We start from the raw sequence: 16,127 nt of genomic DNA, 5'->3' as shown, positions 1-16,127 counted from the left end.
ACCTTGCCGCCGACGGGGGCTTCCGACCTCGAATCGGCTTTGCGCCTACAATCGGCTGAAAACCAGCTAAAAATTCATAAGCAAATGCGCGCGACTGCAATAGCCGTTGCGCCGCTTGCGCGCACGCTGCGGCGTCGCGCGTGGCCCCATTCCGCATGTTTCACCCGTTTTAGCGTAACTGCCATGTTCAAGAGACTTCGCGAAGACATTGCCACAATCCGCGAGCGCGATCCCGCCGCCCGCAGTGCGTGGGAGGTTCTGACCTGTTATCCGGGTCTGCATGCGCTCGTGCTGCATCGCTTCGCGCATGCGTGCTGGCTCGCGAAGCGCCGTTGGCTTGCGCGCTACGTTTCGCAGATCGCGCGTTTTCTGACGGGCATCGAGATCCATCCGGGCGCGACCATCGGCAGGCGCGTGTTCATCGATCACGGCATGGGCGTCGTGATCGGCGAGACGGCCGAGGTCGGCGAAGACTGCACGATCTACCAGGGCGTAACGCTCGGCGGCACGTCGCTCACGCGCGGCGCGAAGCGCCACCCGACGTTGGGTCCGGGCGTGATCGTCGGTGCGGGCGCAAAGGTGCTCGGCGGCTTCACGGTGGGCGCCGGGGCAAAGATCGGCTCGAACGCCGTGGTCGTCAAGCCGGTGCCGGAAGGCGCGACGGCGGTGGGCAACCCCGCGCGCATCGTCGCGCCCGCGAAGACCGCGCCGGTGCAGGCTAAACCGGCTTCGGCGCGCGAGGGCTTTTGCGCCTATGGCATCACGCCCAATGCCGACGACCCGGTTTCGCTCGCGATCCACGGCCTCATTGACCACGCGGCTACGCAGACACAGCGCGTCGATGCGATCGTCGTCGCGCTCGAGCGGCTCGGCGCGCGACTCGAGGCGCTGCATGGTGCCGATGCGGCGCTCGCCGAATTGCGGCGTCTGTCCGAGGGGCTGGAATGCGGCGGGCCACAAGCCGAAGCCGCTAGCCACGAAGAAGAGAAGGCGCCTGCGCGCGTTTGAGGCGTGGCGCCAGGAGGGTGCTAAAGGCGAGGTGCCAAAAGCGAGGTGCTAACAATAAAGCGGCGCACCTCAGTCGAGCGGCAAGGCCCTGAAGCCTTCCGCATCCACGCGCAGATAGCCGCCCCGCGGCTTGCCGTGATCGAGATCCCAGTCGGGCAAGACCCAACGCGTGCCGCCGGGCTCCTGGTGGCGCGCCGGCCGGTGCGTGTGGCCGTGCACGATGGTGTTCGCGCGCGCGCGCTTGAAGAGCGCCGCGACGCCTTTGACCGTGACGTCGTACTTCGGCAGACGCGGGCCGCTGCGTTTGCTCTCGCTCGCGCGGCGCGCCCGCTCGGCGATCGCGCGCCGCCAGCGAAACGGCCACGCAAGAAACAGCAGCTGCACGAGCCGGTTGCGCGCGAGCTTGCGAAAGAGCTGATAGCCGTGATCGTCGGTGCACAACGCGTCGCCGTGCGCGAGCGCGAGGCGCGTGCCGAACGCGGTGATCGCGATGGGGTCGGGCAGCCAGATCGCGCCCGCGGCTTTCATGAAACGCTTGCCCATCAGAAAGTCGCGGTTGCCGTGCATGATGTAGAGCGCGATGCCGCGCTCGGAGAGCGTATGCATCAGCGCAGCCATGCGCGCGGGGAACGCATCGGTGAGCATGTCGTCACCGATCCAGTATTCGAAGAGGTCGCCGAGTATGAACACCGAGTCGGCCTGATCGGCCGTGACCCGGATGAAGCGCTCGAACGCGGCGACCGTGCGCGGAATCCCTTCATTCAGATGCACATCGGAAATGAACAGAAACGGACGAGCCGCGTGCGGGCGCTTGCCCTCGCCGGGCACGCCCGCGGCAGCGTGTCGTAAAGCCTTTTCCTGCAGCATCGATGAAGGGTGTGCGTGAGAGTTGTATGAAGCTTATTCGACGACGACAGCCTTCTCGATCACGACGTCGTCGACCGGCACGTCCTGATGGAAGCCCTTCGAGCCCGTCTTGACCTTCTTGATCTTGTCGACCACTTCGAGGCCTTCCACGACCTTGCCGAACACGGCGTAGCCCCAGCCTTGCGGCGTCGGCGACGAGTGGTTCAGGAAGTCGTTGTCGGCGACGTTGATGAAGAACTGCGCCGATGCCGAATGCGGGTCGTTGGTGCGCGCCATGGCGATCGAGCCGCGCTCGTTCTTCAGGCCGTTGTTCGCTTCGTTTTCGATCGACGCTTCGGTCGGCTTTTGCTTCATGCCGGCGTCGAAGCCGCCGCCCTGGATCATGAACCCGTCGATGACACGGTGAAACACCGTGCCGTCATAGTGGCCGCTCTTCACATAGTTGAGGAAGTTGGCGACCGTCTTCGGGGCCTTCTCGGCGTTCAGTTCGAGCTTGATGACGCCGTGGTTCGTGTGCAGTTCGACCATGATGGGATCCTTTGCCTGTGGCTGGGGGAATGAACGTCGCTGCATCGGCAAGAGGCGGGGCGTGTTGCCCAACGCGTGTGCCGGCGCCGCGACGTGCGACGGGTGAGGGCGGCGCAGCCGCCCGGTTAGTCGATGATTAACTGGCGTGTTGCCGGCGTTCTTACTTGCCGACGACGGTCGCCGACTCGATCACGATTTCCTTTTGCGGCACGTCGGCCATCGGGCCGCGCGAGGTGGTGGGCGCCGCTTCGATCTTCTTCACGACGTCCATGCCCTGCGTGACCTTGCCGAACACGGCATAGCCGTTGCCGTCCGGGTTCGGATAGTCGAGGCCGGCGTTGTCGACCGTGTTGATGAAGAACTGCGCGGTGGCCGAATTCGGGTCGCTCGTGCGCGCCATCGCGATCGTGCCCGTGAGATTCTTCAGGCCGTTCCTGCTCTCGAGCGCGATCGGCGCGCGCGTGGGCTTCTCGACGAAGCTTTGCGTGTAGCCGCCGGCCTGGATCATGAAACCGCGAATCACGCGATGAAAGATCGTGCCGTTGTACTGGCCAGCCTTCACGTACTGCAGGAAATTGTCGACGGTCTTCGGCGCTTTCTCCGGATAGAGCTCGACGCGAATGTCGCCTTCACTGGTCTTGAAGAGCACTTGCGGATGCGCGGCGGCCGGCTGGCCGTTTTGCGCAAAGGCGGGTGCGTTCGCGATCAGGGCGGCGCTGCCGAGCGCCAACATCAACCATTTCATGAGTATCCTCGGAAGTGCGGGAAAAACGTGTCGCGGCGCGCAGGCTGCGCGCCATGTGTTAGTTCGATGGCGCCACAAAAGGCGGCATCGCGAGCGACCCCGTCGAGCCGCCGAACTGGTACGCGGGGTTGCTGAGCGCGGGCACGACGGCCGACGGGCTCGCTTCCGATGCGCCTTCTGCCGCCGCGGCGCTCGGCTTCTTCTGCGCGGGCGGCGGCGAGATGATCTTCGCAATGTCGGCCTGGCGCTGCTGCGTGGTGCCGCTTGCGTGGCCAAGCGTTTGCGCGCGGCGGTATGACGCGTCGGCCAGACGCAGGTACAGGTCGCCGAGATTTTCCCATGCGAGTCCGTACGACGGGTTCGCCTTCACCGCGGTTTCGAGCGCGACGCGCGCCTCGTCGTAGCGGCCATGCTTCGCGTAAAGCGCCGCGAGATTGTTGTAAGGCTCGGGCAATTCGGGATAGAGCTGCGTGAGTTCGGTGAACGCCTCGATCGCGTCGTCGTCGCGGTTCAGGCGCGCGAGAATGGTCGCGCGCTTGAACTTCGCCTGTACGTCGCGCGGATTCGTCTTGATGCGTGCGTCGAGCTGGCTGAGCGCGCCAGCCCAGTCGTGCTGGCTGATCGCGGCGTCGGCGCCGGGCGTCGCGTCGGAGGTCGCCGGGGGCGCGGCATGCGCGATGCCGACACTGCACAGCACGATCGCGACGCTCGAGAGAGCCGACGCGGCAAGGGTCGCAGCACGGGGCGCGCGGCCGCTGGAAGGTTTCATAGGGTGAGGTCGCGGTGTTATACTCCGAGCCATTCTAACAAAAGGTCTGTGCGTTTTCGTCGCGCGCTTTGTCCCTCGCCCGTTTCATTCGCATTTCGGGCGCTTGCGCGAGTCGCCGGGCTTTCCAACGCCACTCGTGGTCGTCTCCGCCCCGATAGCAACCTGGTTGCAGTCCGGACGCCGACAGATAGCAGCCTGAGCAATGCGGGCATCACCCGCTGGCTGCGGTCGGCGCCGCCGCGGATTTCTTTCGACCCACGTATCCATCGCCTTTATGGAATCACTGCGCATCTACAACACGCTCGCGCGTGACAAGCAAAATTTCGTGCCACTCGAGCCCGGCGTCGTGCGTATGTACGTCTGCGGGATGACGGTGTACGACTATTGTCACGTCGGGCATGCGCGTGTGATGGTGGTGTTCGATATCGTGCAACGCTGGCTGCGCGCGCTCGGCTACAACGTGACCTACGTGCGCAATATTACCGATATCGATGACAAGATCATTCGTCGCGCGGTAGAAAACGGCGAGACGATCAAGCAACTCACCGACCGTTTCATTGCGGCGCTGCACGAAGACGCGGACGCGCTCGGCATCGAGCGTCCCGATCATGAGCCGCGCGCGACGCAGTACATCCCGCAGATGCTCGACATGATCGGCAAGCTCGAGCGCAACGGCTACGCGTACCAGGGTGCGGACGGCGACGTGAACTACGCGGTGCGCAAGTTCGCGAACTATGGTGCGCTCTCCGGCAAGTCGATCGAAGACTTGCGCGCGGGCGAACGTGTGGCGACGAACGATGCCAAGCAGGATCCGCTTGACTTCGTGCTGTGGAAACAGGCAAAACCGCAAGAGCCGGCCGACACGAGCTGGGACTCGAAATATGGGCGCGGGCGTCCGGGCTGGCATATCGAATGCTCGGCCATGGGCTGCACGTTGCTCGGCGAGCACTTCGACATTCATGGCGGCGGCCAGGACCTGCAGTTTCCGCACCACGAGAACGAAATCGCACAGAGCGAAGGCGCGACCGGCAAGACGTTCGTCAATACGTGGATGCATAACGGCTTCGTGAATATCGACAGCGAGAAGATGTCGAAGTCGCTCGGCAACTTCTTCACGATCCGCGAAGTGCTGGCGAAGTACGATGCCGAAGTGGTGCGCTTCTTCATGGCACGCGCGCATTACCGCTCGCCGCTGAATTACAGCGACGTGCACCTCGACGACGCGCGCAACGCGCTCACGCGTCTTTACACGGCGTTGAAGGACGTGACGCCGGACGCGGGCGAGCTTGACTGGAATGAACCGTACGCGCAACGTTTTCGTGCGGCAATGAACGACGACTTCAACACGCCGGTGGCGATCGCCGCGCTGTTCGAACTCGCGAGCGAGGTGAACCGTACGCGCGACGCAATGCTCGCGCGTCAGTTGCAGCGCCTCGCACGTGTGATCGGGCTGCTCGTGCGCGAGCCGCGCGTGTTCCTGCAACAGGCCGCGGGCGCACAAGATGCAGGTGCGCTCGACGTGGCAGCGATCGAAGCGAAGATCGCGGCGCGCACGGCGGCCAAGCAGGCGAAGCAATATGCGGAGGCGGACCGGATTCGGGCCGAACTGCTCGAAGCCGGTGTCGCGCTCGAAGACAAACCGGGCGGGTTGACCGAGTGGCGCCGCGTGTAAGCGGGCTGTCCAGTTTCCACTGATCGATTCGCGAGGCAGGAGGCAGGATGGCAACGGCCACGAAGACGCAGACCAGGCGGTCTGCGTCGCTAACGGGCGGAACTGCGGGCGCACCCGCAGGTGCAAAGCGTGCGCTCAACGGAGCGGGCGGCAAGGCAGCGACAAAGGCGGCTGCGAAGACGGCGCGTGGGAAAACCAACGGCGCGTCCGCATCGCACGAGGTGATCGACGGCGCGGCAATCGAGGCCGCTCTCTCCAATGGTCCGGCGGCGCTCGAAGCCGTGGAGCCCGCGGCGAACGCGCTGGGCGATCTCGAGTTCGAGGTGCAGCGTCCCGGCTATTGGGACAAGGCCTGCGCGGACCTCGTCAAGCGCGATCGCATTCTCAAGAAGCTGATTCCGAAGTTCGGCCCCGTGCATTTGTTGAGCCGCGACGATCCGTTCGTCACGCTCGCGCGCTCGGTGGTCGGCCAGCAGATTTCGACGGCGGCGGCGCAGGCGCTTTGGCAGCGTGTGGAAGCCGCGTGTCCGAAGCTCGTGCCGCAGCAGTTCCTGAAGCTCGGTCACGAAAAGCTCGCGGCGTGCGGCCTCTCGAAACGCAAGACGGAATACATCCTCGATCTCGCGCAGCATTTCGTCTCGGGTGCGCTGCACGTCGGCAAGTGGACGTCGATGGACGACGAAGACGTGATCGCGGAGCTCACGGCGATTCGCGGCATCGGCCGCTGGACCGCCGAGATGTTCCTGATCTTCAATCTCGCTCGTCCGAATGTGCTGCCGCTCGACGATCTGGGCCTGATCCGCGCGATCAGCGTCAATTATTTCAGTGGCGAGCCGGTCACGCGCAGCGAGGCGCGCGAAGTCGCGGCCAACTGGGAGCCGTGGCGTACCGTCGCGACCTGGTATATGTGGCGCAGCCTCGAGCCGTCGTGAGGCCCGGGGCAGTCGTCGGTTACTAAGAGAAATGCTATTGATCGAAGAAATCGATAGTTCTGAGCCGATTTCGGCGCGGGCTGGCGCGGTTAGAATACGCGCTGCCGCAAAGTGAAGGATTCCCACACATGAAGACCACGTTTCTGGATTTCGAACAGCCGATCGCTGAACTGGAAGCGAAGATCGAAGAACTGCGCTTCGTTCAGGACGATTCGGCCGTCGATATTTCGGAAGAAATCGAGCGGCTGTCGAAGAAGAGCCAGCAGCTCACGAAGGACCTCTATGCGAACCTGAGCCCGTGGCAGGTTTCGCAGATCGCGCGTCATCCGCAGCGTCCGTACACGCTCGATTACGTGCACGAGCTGTTTACCGATTTTCACGAACTCCATGGCGACCGCTCGTTCGCGGACGACCTTTCCGTTGTCGGCGGCCTCGCGCGCTTCAATGGCCAGGCCTGCATGGTGATCGGCCATCAGAAGGGCCGTGACACGAAGGAGCGCGCCGCGCGCAACTTCGGCATGCCGCGCCCGGAAGGCTATCGCAAGGCCGAGCGCCTGATGCGCCTCGCCGAGAAGTTCGGCCTGCCCATCTTCACGTTCGTCGACACGCCGGGTGCGTACCCGGGCATTGGCGCGGAAGAGCGCGGCCAGTCGGAAGCCATCGGCCGCAATCTCTATGTGATGGCCGAACTCAAGACGCCGATCATCACGACGATCATCGGCGAAGGCGGTTCGGGCGGCGCGCTCGCCGTGGCCGTGGCCGATACCGTCATGATGCTGCAGTTCTCGACCTACTCGGTGATCTCGCCGGAAGGCTGCGCGTCGATTCTCTGGAAGAGCGCCGCGAAGGCGCCGGAAGCCGCCGAAGCGCTGGGCCTCACGGCGCACCGCCTCAAGGCGCTGGGCCTCATCGACAAGATCGTGAACGAGCCGCTCGGCGGCGCGCATCGCGACCCGAAGGGCATGGCCGCGCTGCTGCGCCGCGCGCTCGCCGATTCGCTGCGCCAGTTCCAGGGCATGAGCATCGCCGACCTGAAGCAGCGCCGTTTCGAGCGCCTGATGGCCTACGGCAAGTTCAAGGAAACGACGCCGGGCGCATAAGGCGCGCGACGTCAACGTTCCTCGACGTCTGCGGTCGTGCTGTGACCGACCATCCCGAATCCGACGCCGGGCGCATCGTTCTCGATGCGCTCGGCGTTGTGCTTTCCACGCTTGCCGACGACGCACGCATCGCGATCGCGTATAGCGGCGGGCTCGACTCGTCGGTGCTGCTGGACGCCGCGGTGCGGGTGGCCGGGGCGGCCCGTCTCGTCGCGCTGCATGTGCATCATGGCCTGAGCCCGAATGCCGACGCATGGCTCGCGCATTGCGAGGCGACCGCGCGCGCCTATGGCGTGACATTCGACGCGAGGCGTGTGGAGTTGGCGCGCGACGACGCGGCCGGCGTCGAGGCGGCTGCCCGCGAGGCCCGCTACCGCGGTCTGGACGCGATGTGCGCGGCGCACGGCGTGCAGGCGCTCTGGCTCGCGCAGCATGCGGACGATCAGGCGGAAACGGTGCTGTTGCAGTTGCTGCGCGGCGCCGGGCTCGCGGGGCTCGCGGCGATGGCGCCCGCCGCACGTGCGAGCGTGAATGGCGCGGTGCGCATGCGGCCGCTGCTCGCGCTGTTGCGCACGCAACTGGAACGCTATGCGCGCGCGCACGGCCTGCACTGGGTCGACGACGAATCGAATGACGATACGCGCTACGCGCGCAACGCCTTGCGTCACGACGTGATGCCGGCGCTCTCGGCCCACTTTCCTGGTTATCGCGATGCGCTCGCGCGCACGGCGGCGCATGCGGCTTCTTCGCAGCGTCTGCTCGACGATCTCGCGCGCATCGATTTGCGCGACGCTGGACGCGAGGGCGATCACGCGCTTTCACAGACCGCGCTGCTCGCGCTCGACGATGCGCGCGCGCTCAACTTGCTCCGTTACTGGATGCGCTCGCTTGGCCTGCCGGCGGCATCGACAGCGCGGCTTGCGGAGATGTTGCGGCAATTGCGCGAGGTTGCGCGCGATGACGTGAGCGGCCACGCGTTGCGTGTCGATCACGCCGGACACCGCTTGCGCTCGTATCGCAGCATCGTCTCGTGGGAAGCCGTGCGTGCGCGCGACGAACGCGCAGGCGAGGGCGCCGCTCATGCGCGCCCGCCGGTGTCGTTGACCTGGCGCGGAGAGGAAGTCTGGCGCCTGTCATCATGGCGTGGGACCTATATTTTCGCGCCCGCCGCCCCCGACGATGCCGACGCCGTTCCCGAGCGCGTGCTCGCGAGCGCGCCGCTCGTCGCGCGCGCGCGCAGCGGCGGCGAGCGCTTGCGCGACGAAGCCGCGAACGTGAGCCGCACGCTCAAGAACCTGTTCCAGACGCGCGGCGTGCCTGCATGGGAGCGCGACGTGCCGTTGCTCTTTGTGGGCGAGACCTTGCTGTTCGTGCCCCGTATCGGCGTGAACCGGTCGGCGTTCGCTGCGCTGCCTGGCGAGCCTGGCGCGGCCTGGCGTCGCATCGAGTGGCGCGAAGATTGGCTGATCGCCTGAAGTTGCGCCCAACGTCACCGTCCAATTCGCCGATGGAATAGCGATCGTTCCCCCGCAAATCCTTGCCGCACAAGCCTTTTTCGGCATCCGCAAGCTTGTTCTGTCTTGTAATTTTGGCGTCAATCGGGTAGTGTAAGTCGTTTGTCCAGCCCGCTTTTTCGCGTTCACGGACGCCGTCAAAAGCGGCATATGCACGAACGCCGTCAAAAATGGCGTACGCCGTGAAGGCGCGATTTCCTTCGAGCGGTATCCGACGGTTGCAGGGACGTCGTAGCGGCATGCGGGCAGGGCGCGAGTGCAAGGCACCAGCGCGTATCGATACGTATCGCACGATATGGATACGATGCGCCGGCCTTCGCGCCCCTGAGGCAAAACCCGCGCGTGCTGCACGCGCTGAAGCCGCCGCCGTGGCCCCAAGCGTCCGGGCGGCCCGGTTCTTCAGTGCGCCAGCGCGGTAACATCTCCAGTTCAGAACGACAATGGCACTCATCGTACACAAATACGGCGGCACCTCGATGGGCTCGGTCGAGCGCATCAAGAACGTCGCCAAGCGCGTCGCCAAATGGCACAAGGCCGGCCACAAGATGGTCGTCGTGCCGTCGGCGATGTCCGGCGAAACCAATCGTCTGCTCGGTCTCGCGAAAGAAATTTCGCCGCAGCCCAGCCCGCGCGAGCTCGACATGATTGCGTCGACCGGTGAGCAGGTGAGCGTCGGCCTCCTGTCGATCGCCCTGCAGGAAGCAGGCGTCGACGCCATCAGCTACACCGGCTGGCAAGTGCCGGTCAAAACCGACAGCTCGTTCACCAAGGCCCGCATCAACGACATCGACGGCGAGCGGGTGCTGGCCGATCTCGACGACGGCAAGGTGGTCGTGATCACGGGCTTCCAGGGCATCGACCCGGAAGGCCATATCACCACGCTCGGCCGCGGTGGCTCGGACACGTCGGCGGTTGCAGTCGCAGCGGCGCTGAAGGCCGACGAATGCCTGATCTATACGGACGTCGACGGCGTCTACACGACCGACCCGCGTGTGGTCGACGACGCACGCCGTCTCGACCGCATTACGTTCGAAGAGATGCTGGAAATGGCCAGCCTCGGCTCGAAAGTGCTGCAGATCCGCTCGGTGGAATTCGCGGGCAAGTATCAGGTGAAGACGCGTGTGCTCTCCAGCCTGACCGACCCGATGATGAACCTCGACGAGGAAATGTCCTCGGGCACCCTGATTACTTTTGAAGAAGACGAGACCATGGAAAAAGCAGTCATCTCGGGTATCGCGTTCCAGCGCGACGAGGCCCGCATCATCGTGATGGGCGTGCCCGACAAGCCGGGCATCGCGTATCAGATCCTCGGCCCCGTGGCGGATGCGAACATCGACGTCGACATGATCATCCAGAACCAGAGTGTGGCCGGCAAAACGGACTTCACGTTCACGGTGCCCCGCGGCGACTATCAGCGCGCCATCGACGTGCTGAACAGCCAGGTGAAGGGCCACGTGAGCGCGGAGCAGGTGCTCGGCGACGCGAAGGTGTCGAAGGTGTCGGTGGTCGGCGTGGGCATGCGCTCGCACGTGGGCGTGGCGAGCAAGATGTTCCGCACGCTCTCGGAAGAGGGCATCAACATCCAGATGATCTCGACCTCGGAAATCAAGATCTCGGTGCTGATCGACGAGAAGTACATGGAACTGGCGGTGCGCGCGCTGCACAAGGCGTTCGACCTCGAGCACGCGTAAATCGCGCTGTTTTTGCGTGGCCTTTGCGCCGCGTTTGAATTGTGTGACGAGGGTGTGACGCGGTTTTCCGCGCGATTCCGGTTTGCGATGCTGCGCGCGACGTTCGTTGTGCGCTTGCAGAAAAAACTTTGCAAAAAAGCGTCGTATGAATTGACCGGAAGGCGCTAACCCGCTATTATCTTGGCTTCGTTGCGCTGCCTCCCTGGCGCGAACGAAGTTTTCGGGAGACGTGGCCGAGAGGTCGAAGGCACTCCCCTGCTAAGGGAGCATCTGGGCCAAAACCTGGATCGAGGGTTCGAATCCCTCCGTCTCCGCCAGTCATGGCGGCGAAACCCCGCAAGTCTCGGCTTGCGGGGTTTTTGTTTTTTGGGCTCCCGCCACGCGAAAAGCCGGTGTTCGAACGGCGCGGCAATTGCCGCTTCGAGTTGTCCTGCTTGCCTCACCATCGATCTCCGATCTTCTGTTCCACTCGCTTAGGACTGCATAGGCATCTCCGGCATGCGCAGAACCCGGGTGAACGCGGTCAATATTTTCGTGGATATGCCGTTAATACATTTCGTGCGCAACACTTCGTGGGAGAGTGAGGCGCGCGGAAAGTCATTCGTAATGCGAATGAAGTGAAGTTTGTGGCGTGAGTGCGGCAGCCGCGCAGCGATAACGCTGTGTGCTGCGCGTGCGTGAGCCGAAAACCCTGTTGAGGTCCGCACGCTTTGGCGCCAGCGGTGATATCCTCCGCTGCGCCATAGTTCGCCGCATCGCTCAAGCGGGCATCGGTGTAACGAGACGTAACGACATCGAACGCAGGCCAGGTTTGTGCATCAGTTATTACAAGTTTGAAATACGCGGGCGAAAGCCGTGCGTTATATTGGCTTCAACAAAACATCAAACCCGAAAGGTGAGTCCATGAAGTTCCCACGTGTTGTTGCAATGCTGCTCGGGGGCGTGGCTATCGGCGCATCGAGCGTTGCTATGGCTGGCGTAAGCGTTGGTGTCAACATTGGTATTCCGGCCCCGGTTTATGTCGCTCCGCAACCGGTCTACGCGCCGCCGCCGCCGCCGGTCGTCTATCAGCCGGCGCCTGTTTATGCGGTGCCGCCGGCCATCGTCATCGGCTGGCACGGCGATCGTTACTGGGATGGCCGCCGCTACTGGGGGCGCGACGACTGGTATCGCCACCACGGCGGCTATGACGGCCCGGGCCGCGGCCACTACGACCGCGGCCATTACGACCGCGACCACGGCGGGCCTCCGGGACATTGGCACTAAGCCGCGAGGCTCGGTGCCGGCGTGATGCGCGTGACACGGCGCGCATGGCGCATCAAGCGCCGCGCCAAAAGAAAAGCCGCCCAGTGGGCGGCTTTTGCATTCTTGCCGTTGCGCGCGCAACGACGCGCACGCAACGCAAAGGGAGGCTTACTCGAGGCCGGCCATGCCGCCAACCACGGCGTTGAAGCCCGAGTCGACGTGCATGATCTCGGCGGTCACGCCGGCTGCCAGATCGGAGAGCAGGAACGCGGCGGAGTTGCCGACCTGCTCGATGGTCACGTTACGCTGCAGCGGGGCGTTCTGCTCGACGAAATCGAGGATCTTGCCAAAGCCCTTGATGCCGCTTGCCGCGAGCGTCTTGATCGGGCCGGCGGAGATGCCGTTCACGCGCACGCCTTGCGCACCGAGCGCCACCGCGAGATAACGCACGCTCGCTTCGAGTGCGGCTTTCGCGACGCCCATGGTGTTGTAGTTCGGAATCGCGCGCTCTGCGCCGAGATAGGTCAGCGTCAGCAGCGAGGCGTTCTGGGCGAGCATCGGCTTGGCGGCCTTGGCGAGCGCCGGGAAGCTGTATGCCGAAATATCGTGCGCAATGCGGAAGTTCTCGCGCGTCATGCCATCGAGGAAGTCGCCCGCGATCGCCTCGCGCGGCGCGAAGCCGATCGAGTGGACGAGGCCGTCGAGCGTGTCCCAGTGTTGCTTGAGGTCCGTGAAGAGCGCTTCGATTTGCGCGTCGTCGGCCACATCGCAGGGGAACACGAGGTTGCTGCCGAACTCCTGCGCGAACTCGGTGATACGGTCCTTGAAGCGGTCGCCGACGTACGTGAACGCCAGTTCCGCGCCTTCGCGCTTGCATGCCTGCGCGATGCCGTACGCGATCGAACGGTTCGACAGCAGGCCGGTCAACAGGATGCGTTTGCCAGCGAGGAAGCCCATGAATTCTCCTAAATCAGGTCAATGCGCCAGCGCCTGTGGGGGCGGCGCCGCGTGGTTTGGGTAGAATTCTCTCACAACTGACAAGGCAGCCCGGACAATTACCGATCTATGACGACAGGAACGCGAGGCAGGACGGCGCTCGGCGCGCTTGGGGCAATCGTTCCTGCGGCTCGGCTCGCGCTCGGCAAAAGACTGGCGGCGATGGGTCTGGCGCTTTCATTCGGGCTGATGGCCATGCCGAGCGCTCACGCGGTCTATGCCATCGCGCAGTACGGCGAGCCCAAATATCCACAAGGATTCGCGCACTTCGACTACGTGAATCCGGATGCGCCCAAGGGCGGCACGCTCGTCCTCGCCAATCCCGATCGCCTCACGAGCTTCGACAAGTTCAACCCGTTCACGCTGCGCGGCAACGCGGCGCCGGGGCTCGGCATGCTCTTCGAGAGCCTCACGACGGGCAGCCTCGACGAAGTGGCCTCGGCCTACGGTTTGCTCGCCGACGATATCCACATCGCGCCCGACGCGCTTTCGGTGACATTTCACATCAACCCGAAGGCGCGCTTCTCGAACGGCGACCCGGTGACCGCCGAAGACGTGAAGTTCTCGCTCGACACCCTCAAGAGCCGCCAGGCCGCGCCCTCCATGCAGGCGTATTTCAGCGAGATCACGCGCGCGGTGGTGATCGATCCCGCAACGATCCGCTTCGAGTTCCGCAGCAACAACCGCGAGCTGCCGCTCATCGCGGGCGGCATGCCGGTGTTCTCGCACAAGTGGGGTTTGCGCCCGGACGGCAGCCGCATCGCCTTCGATCAGCTCGCGTTCGAGCAACCGATCGGCAGCGGCCCGTATGTGATCGACCGCTACTCGAACGGCCGCACGATCACTTACAAGCTCGACCCCAACTACTGGGGCAAGGACCTGCCGGTGCGCGTGGGCACCAACAACTTCGAGCGCATTACCTACAAGCTCTATTCGGATGACGTGGCGCGCCTCGAGGCCTTCAAGGCGGGCGAGTACGACGCGCTCGTCGAATACGTCGCACGCAACTGGGTGCGGCGTGATGTCGGCAAGCGCTTCGACAGCGGCGAGCTCGTCAAGCGCGAGTTCCCGCAGCACAACGGCACCGGCATGCAGGGCTTCGTCATGAATTTGCGCAGGCCCGTGTTCCAGGATGTGCGCGTGCGCCGTGCCCTCGACCTCGCGCTCGACTTCCCGTGGCTCAACCGCATGCTGTTCTATAGTCAATACCGTCGCATCGACAGCTGGTTCGCGAACACGCAGCTACAGGCAAAGGGGCTGCCGTCGCCCGGCGAGCTTGCCTTGCTCGAGCCTTGGCGCAAGTCGCTCGATCCCGCCGTGTTCGGGCCGCCGCCCTTGCAGCCCGATACGACCCCGCCAGGATCGCTACGTGCGAATCTGCTCAAGGCGCGCGCGCTTCTGGCTGACGCCGGCTGGACCTACCGCGACGGCGCGCTGCGCAATGCGAAGGGCGAGCCGTTCACGTTCGAGGTGCTCGACGACACGAGTGCTTCGGCGCAGTGGGCGCCGATCATGGCGCAGTACACGCAGGCGCTGAGGCGCCTCGGCATCCAGGTGAACTATCGCTCGGTCGATTTCGCGCTCTACCAGAAGCGGCTCGACGCCTTCGACTTCGACATGACGACCATCAAGTTCCCCGACGTCCAGGTGCCGGGCGCGGAACAGGTCGACCGCTTCGGCAGCAAGGCCGCCGACGAGCCGGGCTCCGGCAATCTGCTCGGCCTGAAGTCGCCAGCCGTCGATGCGATCCTCAAGGCGCTCACGCAGGCGCAGACGCTCCAGCAACTGCTCGACGCCACGCATGCGCTCGACCGGGTGCTGATGCACGGCTACTATGTGGTGCCGCAGTGGTACAGCGCGACGCATCGTGTGGCGTTCAAGAACACGCTGGCGTATCTGGCAAAATTGCCGCTGTACTATGGCGCGAACGACTGGATCATCTCGACGTGGTGGTTCAAGCCTCAGCCCGCGCCACAAGCGGCCGGTCATTGACAACGGACACGACGGAAAGCATCGAAATCATGTGGAGCTACATCGTCAAACGGCTGCTGCTGATGATCCCGACGCTGCTCGGCGTGCTCACGCTGACCTTCGGCGTGATCCAGTTCGTGCCGGGCGGCCCCGTCGAACAGGCGGTGCGCGAATTGCGGCGGGGTGCGGAGCAGGGCATGCCATTCGGCATGCGCGCACATTCGGGCGTGGACGCGCAGCAGATCGCGCAGCTCAAGCAGCTGTACGGCTTCGACAAGCCGCCGCTGCAACGCTATTTCCTGATGCTCGGGCGCTTTGCGCGCTTCGATCTCGGACAGAGCTATTTCCATCACCAGAGCGTGTGGTCGCTGATTATTTCCAAGCTGCCGGTTTCGATCAGCATCGGTCTCTGGACCTTCTTTCTCACTTATCTGATATCGGTGCCGTTGGGCATCGCGAAGGCGGTGCGCAACGGCTCGCGGTTCGACCTCGTGACGAGTCTGGTCGTGCTCGTCGGTTACGCGATTCCGGGCTTCGTGCTGGGCGTCCTGCTGCTCGTGCTGTTTGGCGGCGGCTCGTTCCTGCAGCTCTTCCCGCTGCGCAATCTCACGTCTGACAACTGGGACACGCTCTCGCTCGGCGGCAAGATTCTCGATTATCTCTGGCACATCACGCTACCCGTGACGGCCTCGGTCGTGGGCAGTTTCGCCGTTACGACCATGCTGACCAAGAACGCCTTTCTCGAAGAGATCCGCCGCCAGTACGTGCTGACCGCGCGTGCGAAAGGGCTCTCGGAGCGCACCGTGCTCTGGAAGCACGTCTTTCGCAACGCGTTGCTGCCGCTCGTGGTGGGGTTTCCGGCAGCGTTCATCGGCGCGTTCTTCACCGGCAGCCTGCTGATCGAAACGCTTTTCTCGCTCGACGGACTCGGTCTGCTTTCGTACGAATCCGTCGTGCGGCGCGATTATCCGGTCGTGCTCGGCACGCTGTACCTCTTCACGTTGATCGGACTGCTAACCAAACTGATTTCCGATCTGTGCTACGTGTGGGTCGATCCCCGCATCCAATTCGAACAACTGGAGCGCTGAG

The 16,127-nt window shown here is 64.2% G+C and carries 14 protein-coding genes and 1 tRNA gene; 10 read left to right on the top strand and 5 right to left on the bottom strand.

Going from position 1 to position 16,127, the window contains the following annotated elements; all coding sequences use genetic code 11:
- The first annotated feature begins 183 nt into the window (after positions 1-183).
- A complete protein-coding gene (gene cysE / locus M3A49_RS02950; protein ID WP_266227413.1) occupies positions 184-1,008 on the top strand; it encodes a serine O-acetyltransferase in 825 nt (274 codons plus the stop codon).
- A 69-nt stretch (positions 1,009-1,077) separates the two neighbouring features.
- On the opposite strand, the gene M3A49_RS02945 is transcribed toward cysE, so the two are convergent.
- From M3A49_RS02945 to M3A49_RS02930, 4 genes are all read right to left on the bottom strand, one after another.
- A complete protein-coding gene (locus tag M3A49_RS02945; protein ID WP_254352802.1) occupies positions 1,078-1,875 on the bottom strand; it encodes a UDP-2,3-diacylglucosamine diphosphatase in 798 nt (265 codons plus the stop codon).
- 33 nt (positions 1,876-1,908) lie between these two features.
- Positions 1,909-2,403: a peptidylprolyl isomerase gene (locus M3A49_RS02940; protein ID WP_254352801.1), complete on the bottom strand. Its 495-nt coding sequence runs from the start codon at positions 2,401-2,403 to the stop codon at positions 1,909-1,911.
- Positions 2,404-2,563: 160 nt separating this feature from the next.
- Positions 2,564-3,148 carry a peptidylprolyl isomerase gene (locus M3A49_RS02935; protein ID WP_266227412.1) on the bottom strand — a complete coding sequence of 195 codons (585 nt, stop codon included), beginning with the start codon at positions 3,146-3,148 and terminating at the stop codon, positions 2,564-2,566.
- Positions 3,149-3,206: 58 nt separating this feature from the next.
- Positions 3,207-3,917 (bottom strand): tetratricopeptide repeat protein, encoded by a 711-nt coding sequence (locus M3A49_RS02930; protein WP_028204110.1) that lies wholly within the window; start codon positions 3,915-3,917, stop codon positions 3,207-3,209.
- A gap of 274 nt (positions 3,918-4,191) precedes the next feature.
- Between M3A49_RS02930 and cysS the strand changes: the two genes are divergently transcribed.
- The 7 genes from cysS (at position 4,192) to M3A49_RS02895 (ending at position 12,092) form a co-directional block, all read left to right on the top strand.
- On the top strand, positions 4,192-5,589 hold the full coding sequence (cysS, locus tag M3A49_RS02925; RefSeq protein WP_254352799.1) for a cysteine--tRNA ligase: 1,398 nt from the start codon (positions 4,192-4,194) through the stop codon (positions 5,587-5,589).
- Between the two features lie 47 nt (positions 5,590-5,636).
- Positions 5,637-6,521, top strand: coding sequence for a DNA-3-methyladenine glycosylase family protein (locus M3A49_RS02920; protein WP_254352798.1), 885 nt, complete (start codon positions 5,637-5,639; stop codon positions 6,519-6,521).
- 128 nt (positions 6,522-6,649) lie between these two features.
- Entirely contained in the window at positions 6,650-7,621 is a 972-nt protein-coding gene (locus tag M3A49_RS02915; protein WP_028204107.1) for an acetyl-CoA carboxylase carboxyltransferase subunit alpha, read from the top strand.
- A gap of 41 nt (positions 7,622-7,662) precedes the next feature.
- Positions 7,663-9,096 (top strand): tRNA lysidine(34) synthetase TilS, encoded by a 1,434-nt coding sequence (tilS, locus tag M3A49_RS02910; RefSeq protein WP_266227411.1) that lies wholly within the window; start codon positions 7,663-7,665, stop codon positions 9,094-9,096.
- 479 nt (positions 9,097-9,575) lie between these two features.
- Positions 9,576-10,826, top strand: a complete 1,251-nt coding sequence (locus tag M3A49_RS02905) for an aspartate kinase (protein WP_266227410.1) — start codon at positions 9,576-9,578, stop codon at positions 10,824-10,826.
- 223 nt (positions 10,827-11,049) lie between these two features.
- Positions 11,050-11,143: transfer RNA gene (locus M3A49_RS02900), tRNA-Ser, on the top strand.
- A 586-nt stretch (positions 11,144-11,729) separates the two neighbouring features.
- The gene (locus M3A49_RS02895) at positions 11,730-12,092 is read left to right on the top strand and encodes a hypothetical protein (protein ID WP_254352796.1); all 363 of its coding nucleotides are present in this window, start codon (positions 11,730-11,732) and stop codon (positions 12,090-12,092) included.
- A 147-nt stretch (positions 12,093-12,239) separates the two neighbouring features.
- On the opposite strand, the gene fabI is transcribed toward M3A49_RS02895, so the two are convergent.
- A complete protein-coding gene (gene fabI, locus M3A49_RS02890; RefSeq protein WP_028204103.1) occupies positions 12,240-13,028 on the bottom strand; it encodes an enoyl-ACP reductase FabI in 789 nt (262 codons plus the stop codon).
- A gap of 108 nt (positions 13,029-13,136) precedes the next feature.
- On the opposite strand from fabI, the gene M3A49_RS02885 reads away from it, so the two are divergent.
- A complete protein-coding gene (locus M3A49_RS02885) occupies positions 13,137-15,059 on the top strand; it encodes an extracellular solute-binding protein (RefSeq protein ID WP_416338906.1) in 1,923 nt (640 codons plus the stop codon).
- 29 nt (positions 15,060-15,088) lie between these two features.
- Positions 15,089-16,126, top strand: coding sequence for a microcin C ABC transporter permease YejB (locus tag M3A49_RS02880; RefSeq protein ID WP_028204101.1), 1,038 nt, complete (start codon positions 15,089-15,091; stop codon positions 16,124-16,126).
- The last annotated feature ends 1 nt before the right edge of the window (position 16,127 follow it).

It is taken from the genome of Paraburkholderia sp. CNPSo 3076 (assembly GCF_026343935.1).
Lineage (GTDB): Bacteria > Pseudomonadota > Gammaproteobacteria > Burkholderiales > Burkholderiaceae > Paraburkholderia > Paraburkholderia nodosa.
Note: the sequence above shows the minus strand (reverse complement) of the source record. Positions and strands in the feature narration are given on the sequence as shown.